The sequence below is a fragment of the Allocellulophaga tsushimaensis genome (genome assembly GCF_055383085.1).
In genome coordinates, this window is the sequence record NZ_AP039451.1 from 1630223 (window position 1) to 1651182 (window position 20960).

A 20960-nucleotide genomic window follows, 5' to 3' on the forward strand; every position below is an offset into this window, starting at 1 on the left:
GGATACGCTTTGTTTTAAGTATAGAGGACACTAATTTTCTTTATTAAAAACATAAATAGGACCATCCCAAGGACTAGAATCTGAGGTAAGCATGGTTTCGCAAAATGAAATACCACCTGATAAAAAACCAGATGTGTCATCTACAACCAGGCTAATGCTATCATTTGCCTGTACGAGCTCCCAAGTCCCATTTTCTATAGTTTCATTGTTTACAATAGCTACAAGACTACCATCCGAGTTAAATGAAATGTTTACTTGTTGATCTGTAACAAAAATTCCTGGATTTGCACAAAAACTACAACCTTCTTGAGAGAGCTTCCAATCTCCAATAAGAATACTATTGGCTACAGTAGCATTTTCTATTACTGTAGTACTACATTCTTCTAACGATAAAAGAGGTGTGTTTTCTTCTTCGTTATCACAAGAAATAAAAAAAAGAATTAATAAAAAGAAGCTAAAGCGTATCATAATTTTGGAATTTATATTTTTTAAAAAGATGCATTAATTGTAAATGGTTGCGTGATGCAAAACAATTTTTGGTTACACTTTCCGAGTCATTAAACTTTCTCCAAAATGTTGAAGTAGTGCTTTTTTGTCTTCGGAAATAGCTAAAGAATTTAAAATACTAAAGGCTTTGTTTGTATAATCTGCTATAGCTTCTTCTGTAATTGTAGCTGCACCACTTTCTAAAAAAATATTTTTTACGGTAGTAATTTTATCTTCAGGTTCAACTGGCTGAATAGAAAATAGATGTTCTAATTCCTGTATTTGTGCAGCTGAAGCATTTTCTAAGGCTTTTAAATACAAATAGGTTTTTTTATTTTCTATAATATCCCCACCAACTTGCTTGCCAAAAGTCTTTGGATCTCCAAACGCATCCAAATAATCATCTTGTAATTGAAATGCTATTCCTAAATTTCTTCCAAAATTATAGATACCTTCTTGCTCATTAGGAGTTGCTTTAGCTATTATGGCTCCCATTTTCATAGCTGCTGCAACAAGCACAGCAGTTTTGTACTCAATCATTTTTAAATACTCAGGTATGGTAACATCATCTCTCGTCTCAAAATCTACATCATATTGTTGTCCTTCACAAACTTCTAATGCTGTTTTACTAAATAGTTTTGCCAGATTCCGAAACATATCACCTTCATAATTTTCGAATAGTTGGTAGGCATTTATAAGCATTGCATCGCCAGAAAGTATTCCGGTATTAATGTCCCATTTTTCGTGAACAGTGGCTTTTCCTCGTCGTAATGGAGCATCATCCATAATATCATCATGTACTAAAGAAAAATTATGAAAAACCTCAATTGCTAAAGCAGCATCTAGTGCATTTTTATAATTTACTCCATAAATTTCTACGGTCATTAAAGTTAAAACAGGGCGTAAACGTTTACCTCCTAAATTTAAAATATAGTTGATGGGCTCGTATAGATGAACAGGGTCTTTTATTTTGTTTTTTTCCTCTAAATAGCTTACGAATTCTACTCTGTACTGTTCTATGGAATGCATCTGCAAAATTTTCCACAAAAATAAGATAAACAAACTAAAAAACTGAGTTGAAAAACAGACTACTTTAAGTAAATCTTAAAGAAATGTTAAATTAAATTAAACTATGGAAACTTTTTTTGTTTCTAAAGTTTCCTAGATTATATTTGTATCGCTATGAAAGAGAAAGTATTGCAAAAAGCCACAGCGCTATTTTTAGATCTAGGGTTTAAAAGTGTTACTATGGATGATATAGCCAGTGAAATGGGGATATCAAAAAAAACGATCTATACACATTTTGAAAATAAAACAAAGCTTGTAGAAGAGAGCACGATGTATTTATTACTGTCTATTTCGGATGGTATTGATTGTATTAGAGCATTTGATAAAAACCCTATAGAGGAATTGTATGAAATTAAAAAGTTTGTAATGCAATCTTTAAATAATGAAAAATCATCCCCTCAATATCAGTTGCAAAAATATTATCCTAAAGTGTATTCTTCTGTAAAAGACAAACAATTTGAATTAATGCATGAATGTGTTTTGGAGAATATTAAAAGGGGTATAGAAATGGGTATTTATAGAGCCAATATTGATATTAATTTTATTGCTAGAATTTATTTTTCTGGGGTTACTAGTATAAAAGACCAGAAACTTTTTCCAAACAAATTGTTTGCTATGGATGCACTACAGGATCATTTTTTAGAATACCATTTAAGAGGGATTGTAACGCCTTCTGGAAGAAAATTTTTAAACACTATAATTAATTCAAACCAAGAATAAATGAAGACGATCATAATAACAATCTTCTCTTTTTTTAGTTTTACCGTACTGTTTTCTCAAGAGCAACCAGCAACTAGCTACACATTAGAAGAAGCTATTGCTTTTGCATTGCAAAATAATTATAAAGTAATTAATGCTATAAGGGATCAAGATGATGCGCAAAAGCAGAAATGGCAAACCATAGCATCAGGCTTACCACAAATTAGTGGAGATATCAGTTATCAAAACCAATTAAAACAACCTGTTAATCAGTTTCCTTCTATTATTATTCCACCAGAATTTTTACCTGATGGTGTTGTGCCAGGACCTGATACTTTTGTTCCTATTGTTTTTGGACAAGCACAACAAGCAAGGGCTACAGCAACAGTACGTCAGCAAATTTTTGACGGATCTTATATTGTAGGCGTACAAGCTATTAAATCTTTTATTAGTTATAGTGCTAACAATAAAGAAAAAACAGATCTAGAAGTTAGAAAAGCTGTTATACAAGCCTATGGTAATGTATTATTAGCCGAAGCAAGTATCGCCTTAGCAGAAAAAAACAAAGCTAATCTAGAAAAGAATTTATTTGAAGCTCAAAAAGTTTTTGAAAATGGCTTGGGAGATGAAGAAAGTGTAGAACAATTACAAATTACATTGTCTAATGTAGAAAGTCAGCTTAAAAATGCTAAACGATTAAAAGGGATTACAGTACAAATACTAAACTTAACCATGGGAATTGCCATAAATTCTCCAACAACTTTAACAGAAGACCTAGATGCATTAGCACAAAGACAAATAGACCCAACTATTGTGGCAACTGAATTTAATATAAAAAACAATGTAGATTATAAATTAGCAACTAATTTAAATGAACAACGTTATTTTGAATTAAAACTAGAGAAAAGTAGAGCGCTACCTACTTTAAATGCCTATGTGAATTACGGGGCATTTGCTTTCAGTGATCGTTTTGATTTTGGAAGTCAAGAATGGTTTCAAGCTTCTACATTGGGTTTTGATTTAAACATTCCAATTTTTAGTTCTTTAAGAAGAAGCGCAAGTACAAAACGGGCTAAAATAGCTTTAGAAAAAGCAAAAACACAACTTTCGGAAGCAGAAGAACAAATTAGATTACAATTAGAACAAGCTAAGAGTAATTATATACTCTCTATTGAGCAGTACGAAACAAACAAAAAGAATTTAGCGCTTGCAGAACGAATTGAAAAAAAGAATCAGATTAAATATGAAGAAGGAATCGCAAGTAGCTTTGAACTCCGCCAGGCACAATTACAATTATACGATGCACAAAATATTTACCTGCAGTCTATGGTAACAGTAATTAATAATAAAGCAGCATTAGAAACGATATTAAACGAATAGATAGTTTATAATAGGTTATAAAGTTTATGAGTTTATAACCATTTAGAAATTTATACTTATGAAAACATTTTCTTTTGAAAAATTAATAGTCTGGGAAAAATCAATTGTATTATCAGAATTGATTTATAAGTTAACAAAAACATTTCCTAATGAAGAAAAATTTAATCTTACAAGTCAAATGAGAAGGTGTTCTATTTCTATTCCTTCTAACATAGCTGAAGGTTCTGGAAGAAATTCATGGAAAGATAAAGCACGTTTCACAGAAATTGCTTTTAGCTCGGCTTTAGAGCTTTTAAACCAGAGTATTTTATCAGAAAAGTTAAAATTTATTACTTGTGAACAAGTAATATCAATAAGACAACAAATTTCTGAAATAACACTAATGCTTGATAAATTAAGAAAATCGCAACTAAGTAATATAAACTTATAGCCTCATAACCTTTTAAACATAAACTTAAAAAAACAGATGAAAAAAATAATACACATCATAATCCTATCCCTTTTCGTAGTATCCTGTGGAGAAGGAGAAAAAACGGTTGCAGACATTATTGCATCTAAAGATATCAAAGCAATTCGCGCTAAAAAAGCTACACTTTCTGAAAAATTGAGAACCTTAGAAAGTCAAATAAAACAATTAGATTCTAACATTGCTAAATTAGATGGTAATGAAAAACTGCCTTTAGTGACTACTATTACCGCAAAAGCAGCTCCGTTTTATCATTATGTAGAATTGCAAGGAGGCGTAAAAACCAAGCAAAATGTATTAATATATCCAGAAATGGCTGGTACTTTGCAACGCGTTTATGTAAAAAAAGGGCAAAAAGTTACCAAAGGACAATTATTAGCATCAATTGATGATGGTGGAATGAGTAGCCAATTACAACAGGTAAAAACACAAGCAGCATTAGCAAAAACTACTTTTGAAAGGCAAAAGAGGTTATGGGAACAAAAAATAGGATCAGAAATACAGTACTTACAGGCAAAAGCAACCTATGAAGCTACAGAAAATAGTGTCGCTCAAATCCAAAGTCAGTTAGGAAAAACAACTATTAGAGCTCCTTTTTCTGGAATTATAGACGATATTATTAAAGATCAGGGTACAGTAGTTGCCCCTGGCCCAGGTTCAGAGGTATTCCGAATTGTTAATTTATCTGATATGTATATTACTGTAGATGTACCAGAAAGCTATTTAGGTGGCATACAAAAAGGAAAAGAAGCAATTGTATATTTTCCTGTTTTAGGCGATTCAATCCTGTCTAAAATACGTGAAACAGGGAATTTTATCAACCCTAGTAATCGTGTTTTTACAGCTGAGATTGCAGTTCCTAATAAAGGAGGGATTATTAAACCTAATTTAACAGCCAGAGTTAGCATTAATGATTACAGCAAAGAAAAAGCCATTGTAATTCCACAAAGTATTATTTCTGAAAATGCAGAAGGACAACAATATGTTTATGTTGCAGAAAAAGCAGAGGATAAGGCATTAGTTAAAAAACATATTATAACTACAGGAAAAACGCAAGGTAGTGTAGTAGAGGTTCTTTCTGGGATAGCAGATGGAGATGAACTGATTAAAGAAGGGGCAAGAACGGTGAAAGATGGACAAAATGTTGAAATCTCTGAAAATAATAAACAAACGTCTTAAAATAATAAAGACCAAAGACTTATAAAAATGAGCAAACAGAAAAAAAATGCGAATAAAGAGTTTAAGCCCTCTTCTTGGTCTATAGATAATTCATCGGTTATCTATGTGATGATTGCTATTTTATTATGGATAGGCTATTCTTCTTACCAGTCTATGCCAAGAGAAGATTTTCCTGAGATCGTAGAAACTAAGGTGTATGTAAGTTCTTTATACCCTGGGAATACAGCAGAAGATGTAGAACGCTTAATTACAGATCCGCTAGAAGATAAGTTAAAAAATATCAGTAATGTGGTAAAAGTTACCTCTACCTCGCAAGAAGATTATTCTATAATTACGGTAGAGTTTGACGAAAGTATTACGGTAGAATTAGCAAAACAAAAAGTAAAAGACGAGGTAGATAGTGAAAAAGCAAGTGAAGACTGGCCTGTTTTTAATAATGCTAAAGTAGAACCTAATGTTTTTGATCTTAATTTATCTGAATCATTCCCTATCATGAACGTTAATTTTACTGGTGATTACCCAGTAGAAAAACTCAAGGAATTTGCAGAATACATGCAAGATGAAATTGAAGATTTGTCTGAAATTAAAGAAGTAGGTATACGTGGAGCACAAGATAAAGAAGTAGAAGTTGCAGTAGATATCTATAAAATGATGGCGGCTAAAGTTAGTTTCCAAAGTGTTTTAGATGCCATTAGAAATGGGAATACAACCATGTCTGCTGGTAACCTTAAATCTGGTGAACAACGACGTACTATTCGAATTTTAGGAGAAATAAAAGATCCTAAACAGTTAAATGATTTTGTAGTAAAATCTGAAAACGGTGCAGTGTACCTAAAAGATATTGCTGAGGTACGTTTTAAAGAAGAAGAGAAAACAACATTTGCACGTGAGTATGGCAAAAGTGTAGTAATGCTAGATATTAAAAAAAGATCTGGTAGTAATATGATAGAGGCGACTACAAAAATTAGAGCATTGGTAAAAGAAGCTCAAACTAATTATTTTCCTAAAGATCTTAATATTACCATTGCTAATGACTCTTCTGGAAGAACCTTAAATCAAGTAGATGATTTGGTAAACAATATCATCTTCGGAATTATTCTGGTTGTTACGGTACTCATGTTTTTCTTAGGCTTCCGTAATGCTTTGTTTGTTGGTTTTGCAATACCAATGTCTATGTTTATCTCATTTTTTGTTTTAGATACCCTAGGCGTATTCATTGATGGGATGAGCTTTACCTTAAATACAATGATTCTTTTTGGAATGATTATGGGCTTAGGTATGCTTGTAGATAATGGTATAGTTGTAGTAGAAAATGTGTACCGTTTAATGAGCGAAGGAATGTCTAGAACAGAAGCTGCTAAAAAAGGTATTGGAGAAATTGCTTATCCTATCATTATTTCCACGCTTACTACGGTAGCGGCCTTTGTACCTTTAGGTTTATGGCCTGGTATTTTTGGACAATTTATGATTTATTTCCCTATTACCCTGTCTGTAGTACTTGGGTCTTCATTATTTGTTGCCATTTTTATGAACTCCATGTTAGTATCTCAATTTATGGATATTAAAGAAAAAGAAATAAGTCTAAAACAATTAATTAGAATTAGCGCTATCCTTGTTTTTTTTGGTATTCTAATTTTAGTTGCTGGAGGAGCTGTAAGAGGTTTGGGAACTGTACTGATTTTTACAGCCATTTTATTTTGGGTATACAAATATGCTGTAAAAAAATGGGCTAATTATTTTCAAGATACTATTATGGTACGTTTTGAAAATTGGTACGAAAGAAGAATAAAACATGCTTTAAGAGGTAAAAATGTGTATTGGTATTTTGGGATTACTTTTTTTATGCTCATTGCCGTTTTTATGTTATTTGGAATGTCTGTTGGTTATGGGCGTACTAAAATTGAATTTTTCCCTGATAATAAACCCAATGAGATATATGCTTATATAGAATATCCGCAAGGAACTTCTATAGAAAAAACCAATGAGCTTACTAAAATTATTGAAGAGCGCGTTTATGCAGTAGCCAATGGTGCTAAATATACCAATGGAGAAGAGAATTATCTCATAGAGTCTGCCGTATCTCAAGTAGGTGAAGGTGCTGGTAACCCACAAACCGATGGCGGTTCTGTAGCAGAAATGCCACATAGGGGTAAGGTGACTGTTTCTATGAAAGAATATAAATACAGAGAAGGTAGAGACACGGAACAGTTAAGAGCCGAAATTCAAGAAGCTTTAACTGGGATATACCCAGGCGTAGCAATATCTGTTGAGAAAGAAGCAAATGGACCCCCAGCTGGGTATCCTATAAACCTGGAGTTAGAAGGAAAAGACTATACAGAACTTATTAATGCGGCCGAAGACATCAGAAATTTTATCAATACTAAAAATATTGCAGGTATTGAGGAATTAAAAATTGATGTAAACAAAAGTAAGCCCTCTATGCAAGTGGTAGTAGATCGTCAAAAAGCGGGAGAACTAGGTGTGGCAGTAGGGCAAGTAGGGCAACAATTAAGACGTTCTTTATTTGGTGAAAAAGCAGGGGTCTATAAAATTGATGGAGAAGATTATGATATTAATGTACGTTTTAATCAAGAAAATAGGTATAATAAAAATGCGCTATTCAACCAAAATATCATATTTAGAGATCCCGCAAATGGTCAGATCAAAGAAGTCCCTATCTCATCTGTAGCTTCACAAAAAAACTCGTCTGGTTTTAGTGCTATTAAACATAAGAATAAGAAAAGAGTAGTTACCATCTATTCGCAGCTAAAACCTGGCTTTAGTGATGCTGGCGCTATTGTGACTGAGATTCAAAAAGAAATGGAAAATTATAAAGATCTTCCAAATGATGTGAAAATAGATTTTACTGGTCAAATAGAAGAAGAGAAGAAGCAATTACAATTTTTAGTAGGCGCATTTTTTGGTGGACTAGCGCTAATCATGCTAATTTTAATCTTTCAATTTGGAGGTATTTCTAAACCTTTAATTATTATGATAGCCATATTTTTAAGCTTTATTGGCGTATTTGGTGGTTTAATGATTACGGGATGGTCTTTTGTTATTATGATGACGATGATGGGTATTATCTCCTTAGCTGGTATTGTGGTAAACAATGGTGTGGTACTTTTAGATTATACGCAAATCCTTATCGATAGAAAAATGCTAAAACTAGGTTTAGAAGATAAAGCTTTACTAAGTTTAGATCAAGTCACTAAGATTATTATTAAAGGGGGCAAAGCAAGATTGCGCCCAGTAATTTTAACAGCCATAACTACTGTTTTAGGTTTAATACCTTTGGCAATTGGTTTAAATATAGATTTCTTTTCTTTATTTTCGGAATTTAACCCTAAAATATACATGGGTGGTGATAATGTAATTTTCTGGGGACCTTTGGCGTGGACCGTAATCTTTGGTTTAATCGTAGCTACTTTCCTAACCTTAATTATTGTACCAGTATTATTTAATATTGTATACCGAATAAAATTAGGAATTAGAGGTTCTAAAAAATCAATTACAGCAGAAACAGTTTCAGAGAGTTTAGCTGCTTAAAATAAATATGCTTATTGATATTAAAGCCATTTGAATTAATTCAAATGGCTTTTTTTAAATAAGGTTAGAATGAGATAATCATTTATCTTTTAAAGATAATTTTCTTAATGGATTCTAAGTATAGAATTGCCAATAAATTAGCTCCTAAACACAAACCAAAAATGATATAATTTGGTTCTTCAAAAATTGGAAAAATGTTCCGAGGATCATATGTTAGTTTTTTATAAGTTATAAATGACACGATAAATACAGATGAAGACAATAAAATATAAACTATTTTGTAAACAGTAATTTTTTTCTTGAAACTTAAATATTGGAGTGTTAAAATTACTAGTAATGAGGGCAAACTAATAAAAGACAATAAAAGCAATATGACTAAAAACCCTATAAAATCAAAATATAGATATACATAAGTAGTTGTAAAACTGATTAAATATACTATTGAAAAATGTACTATAGAAGTATTTTTCTCCAAAACTTAATTATTGAATGATATACTTATTCCTTCTCATACCCAGCAGGTCTTTTTGAGCGTATAGGTGCTGCGGGTTCAGGTTTTAGGTTAAACTCTTGTGTTTGTAATAAACGCATGGCTTCTTCAACCCCTTTTTCGAGTTGCGGGTCATGTCCTTCTAATACTAGTTTTGGGTTTTGGATTACTTCAATATCTGGTGCTACACCTTCACCTTCTACGGCCCATTTTCCATCAATATCATAGAATCCACCTCTAGGAGCCACCATTCTACCACCATCTATAAAAGGAGGCGTATCCCAAGTACCTACTAAGCCACCCCAAGTACGAGTGCCTACGAGAGGCCCAATTTTTTTTGCATGAAACATATATGGGAGTAAATCTCCACCAGAACCAGAACGCTCGTTAATTAGCATTACTTTAGGTCCCCAAATACCAGCTATAGGGGTTGTCCATGGCCGATTGCTTTCCGTTTTACTATTAAAATATCCGAATAATTCACGAGACATAATATCAATCATATAATCTGCGGCGGCACCACCACCGTTATTACGTTCATCTACAATTACCCCTTTTTTGTCTTGTTGCGAAAAGTAGTACCGATTAAAAGAAGTAAAACCACCCCCGCCAGTATCAGGAACATACACATAAGCGAGTTTTCCATTAGAAAGTTTGTCTACTTTTCTACGGTTGCCTTCTACCCATTCTATTGTGCGCAGACCTCTTTCACTCCTAATAGGTTTTATGAGAATATCTTTTCCACCAGGAGCAGCTTTTGTATTAACAGTAATTGTAATTTCTCTATTTGCAGCCTGCTCTAATAATGCATATGGGTTTTGGTCTACAGTTAAGGCTTGTCCATTAATTGCAGTAATAAAATCACCTTCTTTTACAGGTATACCAGGTTGTGCTAAGGGAGCAATTAAGTCTGGGTTCCAACTTTCACCAGTATAAATTTTAGCAATTTTATAATAGCCATTTTCAGCTTTAAAATCGCAGCCGAGTAAGCCAACAGGTACGCTGTTTACATCTGGAAAATCACCACCAGAAACATAAGAATGTCCTATGGCAATTTCTCCGCTCATAATATCCACCACATAATTAAGATCCGTTCTGTGGCGTACATGCTTTATCCAAGGAGCGTACCAAGCATAAACATCATCCCATGGGGCACCATGTGTATTAGATACATAAAGAAAATCGCGCATATAACGCCATCCTTCTTTAAAAATCTGCTCATATTCTTTGGTAGGGTTTACTTTTGTTTTGATATTAATTTCTAATCCATCTTCTCCTGGATTTGGTTTTCCAGAAGTACTAGAAAGCATCCATGAGTTACCTTGGTCTAGTAGAATATGTTTACGGTCAAAAGATACCGTAGCATCAAAAATACCAGAAACATAATCGTCTGCTTTCATTTTTTCAACATCATACTTCCATACTTTTGTACCTCTTTCATTTGGAATCGCTTCACTGATAAAAATAGTATGCTCGGGTCCTTTATACAATTCTACATAGTTACGTTCTTCTAATTCTAAAGCTATAATTCTCTTATAAATACCATCTTCATCAATTGTAACCTGCAGTGTTTTTTTAGCTATTTCTTTGTTATCTTTTTTTCCTTTTTTTGATCCCTTTTTTGGAGTTTCTACTACAGGTTCAGCCTTTTCTTCATCAGTTTTGGGTAAGTTAGGTGCTTTGTCATTTTTTGAGAGCACAACAGCATATAAACTTCTTGTTGAACTAGCATCAAAAGAACTCATATCTAACCAGCCCGATTGTAAACCATAATTAGTGCTGGCTAGAAAATACAAATACTTACCATTAGCATCCCAAATTGGAGCTATAGCATCTGCTATACCATCTGTAATTTGCACTGTTTTTTTAGTAGAAATGTTGTAAGCAAAAATAGCTTTAAAGTGACTTTTTAACTGTTTTGGATAGGCAATCCATTTACTATCTGGGGACCAAACGGGGTTTAAAGTACGGTTTGGATGCGCATAGTTATCAGAAGCTATTTTTTCTGCTTTTCCAGTACTTAAATTAAGCACCCAAATAGTATAATCGGTATCAGAATAGGCTATATGTGTCCCATCTGGTGACCAATCTGGCCTAAAATAAAAAGTATGATTGGGAAGGGTATAACTTTTTTGATTTTTTCCATCTTGATCTGCGGTAACTAATTTGTATTCTCCACTAGCGTCTGAAAACCAAGCTATTTTATCTCCTTTGGGAGACCACACAGGTGCACGATCTGCAATACCAGAAGTATTGCTAAGGTTACGCCATGTGCCGTTTTCTTTTGGTACACTAAAAATTTCGCCTCTATATTCAAAAACAGCACGTTTTCCAGTAGGTGATAATCTGGCATTTCTTAATCGTCTTGCACTTACATTTTCCCATCTGGAGCGTGCAAAATTCATATCACCATTAACCGTTATTGCTAATTGTTTGGTAGTGCCATTTTCGGGATTCAAGAGATGTAAATAACCTCCTTGCTCATATATAATTTGTGAGTTACTTGCGTCTAAACTTTTTACATCAAATTTTTTATGAAAGGTAATTTGTTTTTCTGCTTTCGTAACTGGGTCAAAAGACCAGATATTACTAGTATAATCTCTTTCAGAGAGGTGATATACTTTGTTGTTTAACCAAACAGGGTCTAAGTGACGTTCTTTATCTGCCTGTTTGGTAGTAGTAAGTTCTTTTGTTTTTAGATCTACAATCCAAATAGGCATTGCTTGTCCACCTCTATAGTTTCTCCATTCTGGATCCCAAGAAGAAATAGGGGTATAGGCAATATGTTTCCCATCAGGAGAAATTTCTCCATATGCAGCTCTAGGTACACCTACTTCTTTAGGTAAACCTCCATTTACAGATACACTATATAATTTGTTGGTTTGTGTGGGTTTAGACTCCCTTCCTGATCTAAAAACAACTTCGCCTTCTGGAGACCACCCCTGTACGAGGTCTACGCCAGGATGCCATGTAAGGCGTTTAGGTTCGCCTCCTTGAGCAGGAATAATATACACATCTGTATTACCATCGTATTGTGCTGTAAATGCGATGGTTTTTCCATCAGCAGAAAAATGAGGCGAATACTCATAGCCTTCGTTACTGGTTAAACGGATAGCCGTACCACCATTTATAGGGCTCTTCCATAAATCATTGGCATATACAAATACTACTTCTGTTTTAGAAATAGTTGGCTGTCTTAGCAACATTGTTCCTTGTGCGAATAGAAATAAAGGTAATGTGAGTAGTGTTAACGTGATTATTTTTTTCATTTTTAAGGCTGTGTTGAGTTGTTTATATTGATTGATGATTTATGGCTATGAAATTAACGAATAATATTGCCATAAACAATAGTATTAGGAAGCAGTTTTAAAATGATAGAGCTATTGACTTTCAGTTGAATAAGTTGTATCTTTTTTGCCTAAATCAATAAAAAACAATAGACATGGAAACAAATGAAATTGCAAACAAATTAGTAGCATGGTGTAAACAAGGTGATTTTGAAAAACCGTATCAAGAATTATACAGTCCTAAGATTGTAAGTATTGAAAATGATGGAAAAAATGAAGGAGCTTATGTAGAAGGTTTTGAAGGCATTCAGAAAAAAGGAGAGTGGTGGCAAGAAAATTTTGAAGTTCATGGTACCGAAGTATCAGAACCTTTAGTTGCTGACAATTGGTTTTCGGTACGGTTTAAAATGGATACTACGCACAAACCTTCTGGGCAACGTTCTACAATGTCAGAAATTGCTGTTTATGAAGTAGAAGATGGTAAAATTATAAAAGAGCAGTTTTTTTATAAAGAATAGTATCATAACTTTTAGATAAGAAAGGCTTTCACAATAATTTAAAGTGAAAGCCTTTCTTGGTTATATTTTAAAATATGATAAAACTTTAACAAACAGAAAATGTTTTATTGTTGTTCTGCAGTTAATTTTTCTTTTATATTTTCTAAGTCTTTAATTTCTTTCTTAATTAAAAATGGTCTTACTTGATTATATTTATCAACATCATCATAATCTTGAAAATACATATCTTCTTCAAAAATTTTAAGAGCACCATCGTACATTAAAGTATTTTTAAAACGAATAAGGATGCATCTTTGGCTATCCGTATAAACTAATATTATAGAGAAACGATGACCTGTTTTATCAGATTTTTTTTCTAGAAACTTAGTGTTAATTATAAATTTATCTAATAAATTTAATTTCTTTTGGTCTATTTTAAAGGTGTTATTTTTAAAAAGATTTTCATCTAATTCTTTAATCTTTTCAGCTATTTTAGATCTTTTTTCGCTGAAAAATTGTTGCACTTCTTTTAGTAGCGCTTCTTTTTCTTCTGATTTTTTTAAGGCTATTTCTTCATGTAAGATAGCTAATACATCTTCTTTAGAAATAACAAGGGAGTTAAAATCTTTACTGTTTTTATTTTTTAAATAGTTGATAAAGGTATTTGAGAAATCAACTATTTGATTTTCAGTAACAATACTGTTTCTAACTTTAATTAGTTCTAATTTTTTAGCTAAGTTCTCTTTTTCTAAAAGTTCTTCTTGCTTTTCTTTTTTATCATTTATTCTCTTATAATGATATTGCGTAAAATAGATTTTTCCATCATCATTAATTTTTTCTTCAAGTACAAGACTAGTAGTGTCTATTTTTAAAATTTTATTACGTTCTATGTAACCAGCTAATAACGCTAAATTTGTAGCAAAACTGAAATAGACTTCTTTTTCTTTTTCGATATCCAATTCCCATTTCCCTAAGATTACTTCTGGTGAATCACTTACACTTTTAGCAAAAGTGTTATCCTTTTTTATTTCTATTGTTAATTTAGATTTTGGATTAGAAATTTCCTTAATTGCTTGATCTGATGAGGAGTTATATATAACCTGAGTTTGCTGCCAAACACCTGCTATTTTTTCTTCTATTACATTTTCTTGTGCACCTAATTGTATCGTTATAAACAATAATAAACACGTTTTGATTTTTTTTGATAATCCCATGATCAACTTAAATTGATAAACTAAAGCGTTTGATAGTTTCACTCATTTAAACCACCAAACTGTTTAGCATAACGATATTAGCATGTAGAATGTTGTGTAATTTGGGTTCCTGGATATTTCAAAAGTGTTTGTAGTTGTATTTATTTTTAAAATGAAAACGGATATAAATATTCAATTTGGTTGTATTCTAATGGAATATTGCATCATATACATTTCCTTTATACACTATAAATAATAAAGAGTTAGTATGCTTAGTTATTTTATTCTACTAGCTCTTTTGCCCTATTCCATGAACATTTATTTTTTATTTCTTGTCCAATTTACTTTTTATAACCACAGTTTTTGCCCACATATCGCCTAGTCTTTGATTTAATTCTGTGTTTTTAATAGTTATAATTCCAACGAGTCCAAAAAAGAACATATCTATAGGGTCAAGCAGATGTCTTTTAAAAGATTGCCCAAAAGTTAGTTTGCCTAAATGGTTACTCCGATTTAGTCCGCCCGATTCCTTTTTTATCGATTTAGGCATTATTCCAACAATTCCGTTTCCAAGAGTTGCTCCAAAAAATTGTTCAAGTCCAACTGTCATAAGTCCCCAAAATAATACTGGACCAAGAGCAGGAAGTCCACTAATTGTAAAGCCTCCATCCCCATCTGGTTGACCAAATTGATAACCGTATATAAAAAAGAAAGCATATATAATTAAGTAATCTATAAATCCAGCTAGAAACCTTTTTCCAACAGAAGATTCTGTTTGTATTTTATCTAAAGTTTGGTTGTTGTCCATGAGCTTTTTAATTTAAATATTACTTTTTATTATCACATCTTTTTTCTTAACTGACAAATTAAAGAATTTGGCGACTTAGGAATTCAAAAATGATAAATTAAAAGGTATTTAAAGACTAATTCCATCATTTATCTATTGCGGGTGCTATTCCAAAATTTCTAAAGAATTTAATACTATTTCTGTCTTAGTAGCAAAAGTATTATTTCTTTTAAGCTCTCATAATCTTCTCCATTTTGCGACCTTTCGCTAATTCATCCACTAACTTATCTAAATACCTACATTGCCTATACAATTCAAATTCATCTGCTATTTCTTCAATTCTGTAACCACAAATTACTCCTTTAATCATATGTGCGTTGGGATGTATTTTTGCTTTTTGGAAAAATGTTCTAAAAGTAGCTTTCTCTTCAATAAGTGTTTGTAATTCCTCTTTATTAAAACCAGTGAGCCATTCTATTACTTGTTGGAGTTCTTCTTTTGTTCTACCATTTTTCTCTAATCTGTTTACGTAATGTGGATAAACAGATGCAAATATCATATTAGCCACTTTTTCATTTTTTTCTGCTGTAACTTTCATTGGTATAGTTTTATAGTATTCATTGGTAGTTAGACCATAGTCTATAGTACATAAAAATACATAAACTTATTAAAGATACATATTCAATTTTTTATTTTCTAAAAGTATAAATTCAAGAAAATAATCTTTGAAAAAAGACTCAACTTTTTTAAGGATATGGTTATAGTTTTTAACTAAAATCTGGGCGATATACTTCATTTTCTAAATTAAAATTGGAAGTTAAAAAATGTATTGTTTGTTTAATGTTATCTTCTTTTTTTAAAATAATGATCGGTTTACGTTTAGTATGTTTATGATTTAAAATATTTATTTCAAAACTATTAAATTCGGTTGCTAAATCTGGTTTTGCAGCACTAAACCAACCAAATTTTTGAGATTTTTTAAATTTTAATACAGCAATTTTAGGTGTTTTAGAAATATCAATTCTTTTTTTAAAAAATAGCTTGTTACAAAAAAATGAACCTCTATAAAGGTCAGAATTAATTTTTAGGAAACCTCTTTTTAAAAATGCTATTATGATTAAGAAAGTATAAACGAATAGGAATAGGATTAGTATTACTATTAAAATTACACGAGTTATGTAATTTAGAATGAGACTCAAATCTAGTAGAGCCTTTAATATTGCAGCGATTCCAACGATAAAGGGACCTCCAATATATAGAAGGAATGTAATTTTTTGATGAGTAGTAAATCGATTCTCTAAAATTATGCTATTCATTATTTTCTATAAATTAATTTAGTTTTCCATTGACTCTAATTTTGAGATTTTATTTTAAAAATACATGAAATTTTAAACTTTAAGTATTCATTTTTATTCTATAAGCAAGATTTAATTACTCCATGACTAGCCTATTGATCTAATTTATTTTTAATTCTAAATACCTCAAGAGGTTACTCTGAGTTTGTTTATTAAATATTATACTTTCTAGCGTAATGTTTAGAAAGCTTTATGTTTGCTTGGATGCACGATGCTGCAAAACCAGTAGCGATTAAGACAAATAGAACACCTATTACACCAATATCTTGTGTCCAATACACCCTTGGATTTTTGTATTGTAATGCACTGCGTTGATGTTTATAGTCATTTATGGTATTTAATTTTTGGCCATTAATAATTTGAAAACCTGTAGACGCATTATCTACACTATTTTTGGTATGAATAATTGCCATAAGTTCACCATCTGATTGTCTGTTTTTGTTTGCAAAGCAGAATAATCTACGATTGAGGCATGTACGCGAATAATTATTAGTTGTGGAAAGATATAAAAATGGAGTTGGTAAAAATTGCTGCGCATAAGCAGTAGCTACTTTAAAGTTGTTCCCATAACTTCTCATTTGCTGTTCTAAAACAGTATCACTAACAGTTAATAAGGCATCTAAGGCATTATTCCGTATGCGTTTACTAATATCTGTACTTTTATGAATAACCTTTTTAATTTGACTCCTATACTCATTGAGTGTTTTAACAGACGGCTTTTTATAACCAAGCAATACTTTTGGACTTACCAAAGACAAACGCATGATCATTTTATATTCTTGTGGCATGAGTAAAAATGGAGCGGTGTCTTTAGTCATACTCACCTCATAATAATCAAAAGATTTTTTATGTATTAATACATTGTTTCCATAATTCTCAGTGTTTGAAAATAAAGGAATTCCTCGTAAAGTAAAAAGAGAAGGATCTATATTATCGCCTAAATTTAATTCTTTCTCTAATACATTAATGGTACGATCTATACGTGCTACAGCTGCATTATTTTGGTCTAATTCATTAGAAAAGTAAATGGATAAAAATACCCCTACAAATCCGAAAAGAATGCTTAACCCAATCCAAAAAGAATGTGTCCTAAAATAGGGAAGCTTTTGCTTACCGTCTTCATCTATTTTGAGTGCGCCACAAGAAAGTGCATAATAATGATAGTCTTGAAAACGATTTCTAAATCTACTCCCGGTATCAGGGTTATTAGAAATATAAGAATATACTTTATTTGTAGCATCTTTCCTTTTTGCTGCCCATAGGGTAACAGTAGGGAGTCTATTTTTATCAGGATATAGCATTGGGATAGATTTTTGCCAATGCTCTGGCATTAAAAAATAGGTCTTATTGAGCAGGTAAACACTGGGTTCATTAGCAAACCCACTAATTTCTGCTCCTAGAGCACCAGTAAGTTCTACTGCTTCTAGGTTTTTTACAGCTAACCATAATGAGATCTTCCAAGGAATTTTTTTTCTCAATAAAAAAAGAACTAATCCAGTAACGAGTAATGGTGGTCCAATACGTATAGTATATTTTGCAAATAGCGGGTAGCCCTCTAAATCTATAAGAGAGGTAAGTACAACCAATGCAGCAAATATCCCAACAATACAAAAAACTAAAATAAACAGATAGCCTAATAATTGCATTAATCGGGTCCAATTAGCCCGCTTAAGGTATTTTTCTTCTTGAGATGTTAGTGAACGAGACCTTCCTACTTCGGCTTCTTTTGTGAATATGCTAAATGTAAAAGTTTCTTTTTTTTCTTTCATGAACTATACTTCAGATCATTATCTGGTTTACTCGATAATCGAGATTTAAAATACCCCGATGCTTGTTCCGAGGTGATTTACTTTAAGTTGTATTTCTAGAATTGCGTAATCCAATTTCCATTGCCCACCAATATTTCTTTTTCGTTAAAAAAGTCCAACTCAGATAATCAAATAAACCAAGATAAATCCACTCCCATACAAACAAATTTAGGAACATGGTTTTAGCTGCTTTTTTTCGGATTTTGCCTAACTTAATTTTTGAAATACCATGATCAGCCAAAAGTTGTAATGCTGCTGCTTTTTCATTTTCGTTAAACTCCGTATCTAAGAAAGGATGGTTGATATGTTCCCAGATATCAAGCCTTTCAATGATAGGAATTTCATTGTGTGCGGCAAATTTTTCAATTTCTGACTTCAATTCGTGCTTTAAAAATATGATTTCATTTTCGTTATATACTAATGATGGAGGAAATGTTTCTAAATTGAATTCAGTAATATTTTTAGATTCAATTTTTTTAATTCGGTTTACTTCACTTTGTTTAAAAAAATATCCATTAGGAAAGTGAATCGTATCGCTTTCAATTACAATTTTTATGTTCTCATATTTTAGTACCATTTAAAATGTTTTGCTCTTCTATGATGAGTTATAGATTTTAAATAATTTGCCTTTTCATTTTAAAAGCTAAATCAACATATTGCCCTTATTTTTCTTTTATTAGAATCAATTTATCTGAGTTAAATATTTCTGCTGGTGAAATTACTTTTTCGTTCATAGGAATGTTATCTCCGTATCGCTCTTTCATTTTAGCTTTAACTGTATCGTTTGTTAAATTAAAGTCCGAAAGTTGTTTAAGGTTTCCTATTTCAATACCAGTTGCTTGCTTATAAATTTTCCAAACAAGTTCTGAGCAGTAGAGTTTCTCGTCTGACCACTCAAAGTAAATATCATATGGTTTTCCACTAAATTGATCCCCAATTTCTTTCATTTTACTTAAAGTAGAACTGGTTAAAACCTGACCCGCATTACGAAGTCTTTTAATAACATAGTGTCTATTTTCACCACGATTTATCCATGCTGTAAGCGGTGTTAATTTTACTGGTTGAACCGCTTCGTAAACAAAATACTGCCCATTATTTTTATAAATAATTCCCATATGACTGTATTTGGAATTTGTAGCTAATTGAATTGCTTTACTTTGACTGGATTTTGAAGTCTGAAAAATGATATCACCATCATTAATATCTTCAGGATAAGGTCCATCATAAGCTCCAATTGCAATTCCATACAGCCTGTGGTATGTAAAGAATCCAAAGATGATAAAGCCAATATAAGAAATTACCGAAATTCCTAATATCCAAAGCGTAATTTTCAGTATTCTCTTCATCTTTTTAATGCTGATGGGTGGTATAAGGTGTTCAAAATGTACTTCATAAAGAAGTAAAATGCTTATATCCCAAATTTATGTGTAAACTGTAAACCTCCATAATAAAAAAGCTGCAACCAATAAAAAAGTTGAAATGGCAAGGAAACAAAGAAGTGTTTCCATACTATTTCTTGTTTTGCCATTAATATGAGTCCTCCTGTAAGTGTTAATAATTGCAGCATACAAAATATTGTAAACAATCCTGATTCAAATTCTTTAGGGGTCAATAGGGAGCAAATCACTAGAAGTACATAAAGTAATAACATAATTGCCGAAGGCAATAAGATCATACTATTTAATTTAAATATATATTTTATAATTAGCCCTACTACTAATAGTGGCAAAACAAAATAAATAGCAGTTATAAAAATAGTATTCATTTTAATTCTATTTAACTAATTTGCTTACAAATTTCAATAGTTTTTTTGTTCATTCCTACCCTGTTTATGGGGAAGTTTGTAAAATTGATAAGGACGGTTTTGTTTTTAAAATCATTAAACTAATGATTCTTAAAACTTCTGTTTTGAGTTATCCTTCTAACTTAAAAAATCCCATCTATTTGTATAACTCATCTAGATATCACTAAATGATCTATGTTATCTCGTTTCTATTTTTAAAAAGTAATATATTTGTTTTAAAAATAAATTATTTTGAAAAAGTTTAACCCTACATCCTTACGATTTTTCTGCTTTTCCATTTTTGTCCTATTGGCAACAGCCTGTAGTTCAGATGCTGAAAGTGATATTGCTGCTGATATTGCAGGAGAATTTGTTGTTGCGCAAGTTGAAACTTTAAATTTTGAATCAACAGGTACCCCAATGGCAGTTACCGCAGGTCTAATAGAGAGTACATTCCAAACAACGTATTTATTGCAAGGTACTGACATTAATGGCAATGCCATTGTTTTATTTATCAATGCTTATGATGGTGTAGGTACTTATGATCTTAGTTTTAGTGACCAGAGCAATGGTACTTCTGGTCAGTTTTCTGATCAAAATACTGCATGGAGTACTCAAAACGAAGGAGGCATGGGTACTATTACTGTAGAAACTGATGAAATTGATGCAACAAGTGGCAGATTTGAGTTTGTTGGTGTTGCAGAAGATGGTTCAACCAGATCGGTAACTAATGGCAGGTATAGGGCTATTTATCAAGCACAATAATATAGTATTGAGTAAATTTGGTTAATGAAGCTATAGCGTAATGCACATCGTATTGCTATTATTGCATCTACTGTAAACCCCTGAAATTAAATTCCTTTTTTAATCCCTTTGTTTTATAGGATACTATTATACATTTTTATTTCATGTATAACTTGTATAAATCTAGTT

The 20960-nt window shown here is 31.8% G+C and carries 18 protein-coding genes; 7 read left to right on the forward strand and 11 right to left on the reverse strand.

Going from position 1 to position 20960, the window contains the following annotated elements; translation table 11 throughout:
* Positions 1–30: 30 nt before the first annotated feature.
* Complete coding sequence (locus ACZ451_RS07090; RefSeq protein ID WP_464216416.1) at positions 31–468, reverse strand: hypothetical protein; 438 nt, start codon at positions 466–468, stop codon at positions 31–33.
* Between the two features lie 72 nt (positions 469–540).
* Positions 541–1515, reverse strand: coding sequence for a polyprenyl synthetase family protein (locus ACZ451_RS07095; RefSeq protein WP_464216417.1), 975 nt, complete (start codon positions 1513–1515; stop codon positions 541–543).
* 153 nt (positions 1516–1668) lie between these two features.
* On the opposite strand from ACZ451_RS07095, the gene ACZ451_RS07100 reads away from it, so the two are divergent.
* From ACZ451_RS07100 to ACZ451_RS07120, 5 genes are read left to right on the forward strand one after another with little or no spacing between them, the layout of a single operon-like run.
* The gene (locus tag ACZ451_RS07100; protein WP_464216418.1) at positions 1669–2274 is read left to right on the forward strand and encodes a TetR/AcrR family transcriptional regulator; all 606 of its coding nucleotides are present in this window, start codon (positions 1669–1671) and stop codon (positions 2272–2274) included.
* Entirely contained in the window at positions 2275–3633 is a 1359-nt protein-coding gene (locus ACZ451_RS07105; protein WP_464216419.1) for a TolC family protein, read from the forward strand.
* A gap of 58 nt (positions 3634–3691) precedes the next feature.
* Positions 3692–4063 (forward strand): four helix bundle protein, encoded by a 372-nt coding sequence (locus ACZ451_RS07110; protein WP_464216420.1) that lies wholly within the window; start codon positions 3692–3694, stop codon positions 4061–4063.
* 36 nt (positions 4064–4099) lie between these two features.
* On the forward strand, positions 4100–5278 hold the full coding sequence (locus ACZ451_RS07115; RefSeq protein WP_464216421.1) for an efflux RND transporter periplasmic adaptor subunit: 1179 nt from the start codon (positions 4100–4102) through the stop codon (positions 5276–5278).
* Positions 5279–5305: 27 nt separating this feature from the next.
* Positions 5306–8827 (forward strand): efflux RND transporter permease subunit, encoded by a 3522-nt coding sequence (locus ACZ451_RS07120; protein ID WP_464216422.1) that lies wholly within the window; start codon positions 5306–5308, stop codon positions 8825–8827.
* A 498-nt stretch (positions 8828–9325) separates the two neighbouring features.
* On the opposite strand, the gene ACZ451_RS07125 is transcribed toward ACZ451_RS07120, so the two are convergent.
* Positions 9326–12586 (reverse strand): S41 family peptidase, encoded by a 3261-nt coding sequence (locus tag ACZ451_RS07125; RefSeq protein WP_464216423.1) that lies wholly within the window; start codon positions 12584–12586, stop codon positions 9326–9328.
* A 173-nt stretch (positions 12587–12759) separates the two neighbouring features.
* Between ACZ451_RS07125 and ACZ451_RS07130 the strand changes: the two genes are divergently transcribed.
* The gene (locus tag ACZ451_RS07130) at positions 12760–13122 is read left to right on the forward strand and encodes a SnoaL-like domain-containing protein (protein WP_464216424.1); all 363 of its coding nucleotides are present in this window, start codon (positions 12760–12762) and stop codon (positions 13120–13122) included.
* A gap of 104 nt (positions 13123–13226) precedes the next feature.
* On the opposite strand, the gene ACZ451_RS07135 is transcribed toward ACZ451_RS07130, so the two are convergent.
* The 8 genes from ACZ451_RS07135 to ACZ451_RS07170 form a co-directional block, all read right to left on the reverse strand.
* Positions 13227–14315, reverse strand: a complete 1089-nt coding sequence (locus ACZ451_RS07135) for a hypothetical protein (protein ID WP_464216425.1) — start codon at positions 14313–14315, stop codon at positions 13227–13229.
* 304 nt (positions 14316–14619) lie between these two features.
* Positions 14620–15102: an RDD family protein gene (locus tag ACZ451_RS07140; RefSeq protein WP_464216426.1), complete on the reverse strand. Its 483-nt coding sequence runs from the start codon at positions 15100–15102 to the stop codon at positions 14620–14622.
* 208 nt (positions 15103–15310) lie between these two features.
* Positions 15311–15679 carry a DUF2200 domain-containing protein gene (locus ACZ451_RS07145; RefSeq protein WP_464216427.1) on the reverse strand — a complete coding sequence of 123 codons (369 nt, stop codon included), beginning with the start codon at positions 15677–15679 and terminating at the stop codon, positions 15311–15313.
* Positions 15680–15848: 169 nt separating this feature from the next.
* Positions 15849–16397, reverse strand: coding sequence for a hypothetical protein (locus ACZ451_RS07150; RefSeq protein WP_464216428.1), 549 nt, complete (start codon positions 16395–16397; stop codon positions 15849–15851).
* Positions 16398–16588: 191 nt separating this feature from the next.
* Positions 16589–18205, reverse strand: a complete 1617-nt coding sequence (locus ACZ451_RS07155; RefSeq protein WP_464216429.1) for a DUF2721 domain-containing protein — start codon at positions 18203–18205, stop codon at positions 16589–16591.
* A gap of 82 nt (positions 18206–18287) precedes the next feature.
* Positions 18288–18821 carry a hypothetical protein gene (locus ACZ451_RS07160; RefSeq protein ID WP_464216430.1) on the reverse strand — a complete coding sequence of 178 codons (534 nt, stop codon included), beginning with the start codon at positions 18819–18821 and terminating at the stop codon, positions 18288–18290.
* Between the two features lie 85 nt (positions 18822–18906).
* The gene (locus tag ACZ451_RS07165; protein WP_464216431.1) at positions 18907–19590 is read right to left on the reverse strand and encodes a YiiX family permuted papain-like enzyme; all 684 of its coding nucleotides are present in this window, start codon (positions 19588–19590) and stop codon (positions 18907–18909) included.
* A 62-nt stretch (positions 19591–19652) separates the two neighbouring features.
* Positions 19653–20009, reverse strand: coding sequence for a hypothetical protein (locus tag ACZ451_RS07170; protein ID WP_464216432.1), 357 nt, complete (start codon positions 20007–20009; stop codon positions 19653–19655).
* 270 nt (positions 20010–20279) lie between these two features.
* Here ACZ451_RS07170 and ACZ451_RS07175 point away from each other — a divergent pair, with 270 nt between their 5' ends.
* Positions 20280–20792 carry a hypothetical protein gene (locus ACZ451_RS07175; protein ID WP_464216433.1) on the forward strand — a complete coding sequence of 171 codons (513 nt, stop codon included), beginning with the start codon at positions 20280–20282 and terminating at the stop codon, positions 20790–20792.
* The last annotated feature ends 168 nt before the right edge of the window (positions 20793–20960 follow it).

Bases quoted from the DNA above. Each gene is read 5' to 3' on its own strand.
- ACZ451_RS07135 (WP_464216425.1), bottom strand. From the start codon at position 14,315: ATGGGATTATCAAAAAAAATCAAAACGTGTTTATTATTGTTTATAACG.
- ACZ451_RS07145 (WP_464216427.1), bottom strand. From the start codon at position 15,679: ATGAAAGTTACAGCAGAAAAAAATGAAAAAGTGGCTAATATGATATTT.
- ACZ451_RS07090 (WP_464216416.1), bottom strand. From the start codon at position 468: ATGATACGCTTTAGCTTCTTTTTATTAATTCTTTTTTTTATTTCTTGT.
- ACZ451_RS07115 (WP_464216421.1), top strand. From the start codon at position 4,100: ATGAAAAAAATAATACACATCATAATCCTATCCCTTTTCGTAGTATCC.
- ACZ451_RS07105 (WP_464216419.1), top strand. From the start codon at position 2,275: ATGAAGACGATCATAATAACAATCTTCTCTTTTTTTAGTTTTACCGTA.
- ACZ451_RS07170 (WP_464216432.1), bottom strand. From the start codon at position 20,009: ATGAATACTATTTTTATAACTGCTATTTATTTTGTTTTGCCACTATTA.
- ACZ451_RS07120 (WP_464216422.1), top strand. From the start codon at position 5,306: ATGAGCAAACAGAAAAAAAATGCGAATAAAGAGTTTAAGCCCTCTTCT.
- ACZ451_RS07125 (WP_464216423.1), bottom strand. From the start codon at position 12,586: ATGAAAAAAATAATCACGTTAACACTACTCACATTACCTTTATTTCTA.
- ACZ451_RS07140 (WP_464216426.1), bottom strand. From the start codon at position 15,102: ATGGACAACAACCAAACTTTAGATAAAATACAAACAGAATCTTCTGTT.
- ACZ451_RS07165 (WP_464216431.1), bottom strand. From the start codon at position 19,590: ATGAAGAGAATACTGAAAATTACGCTTTGGATATTAGGAATTTCGGTA.
- ACZ451_RS07095 (WP_464216417.1), bottom strand. From the start codon at position 1,515: ATGCATTCCATAGAACAGTACAGAGTAGAATTCGTAAGCTATTTAGAG.
- ACZ451_RS07150 (WP_464216428.1), bottom strand. From the start codon at position 16,397: ATGAATAGCATAATTTTAGAGAATCGATTTACTACTCATCAAAAAATT.
- ACZ451_RS07100 (WP_464216418.1), top strand. From the start codon at position 1,669: ATGAAAGAGAAAGTATTGCAAAAAGCCACAGCGCTATTTTTAGATCTA.
- ACZ451_RS07160 (WP_464216430.1), bottom strand. From the start codon at position 18,821: ATGGTACTAAAATATGAGAACATAAAAATTGTAATTGAAAGCGATACG.
- ACZ451_RS07130 (WP_464216424.1), top strand. From the start codon at position 12,760: ATGGAAACAAATGAAATTGCAAACAAATTAGTAGCATGGTGTAAACAA.
- ACZ451_RS07155 (WP_464216429.1), bottom strand. From the start codon at position 18,205: ATGAAAGAAAAAAAAGAAACTTTTACATTTAGCATATTCACAAAAGAA.
- ACZ451_RS07110 (WP_464216420.1), top strand. From the start codon at position 3,692: ATGAAAACATTTTCTTTTGAAAAATTAATAGTCTGGGAAAAATCAATT.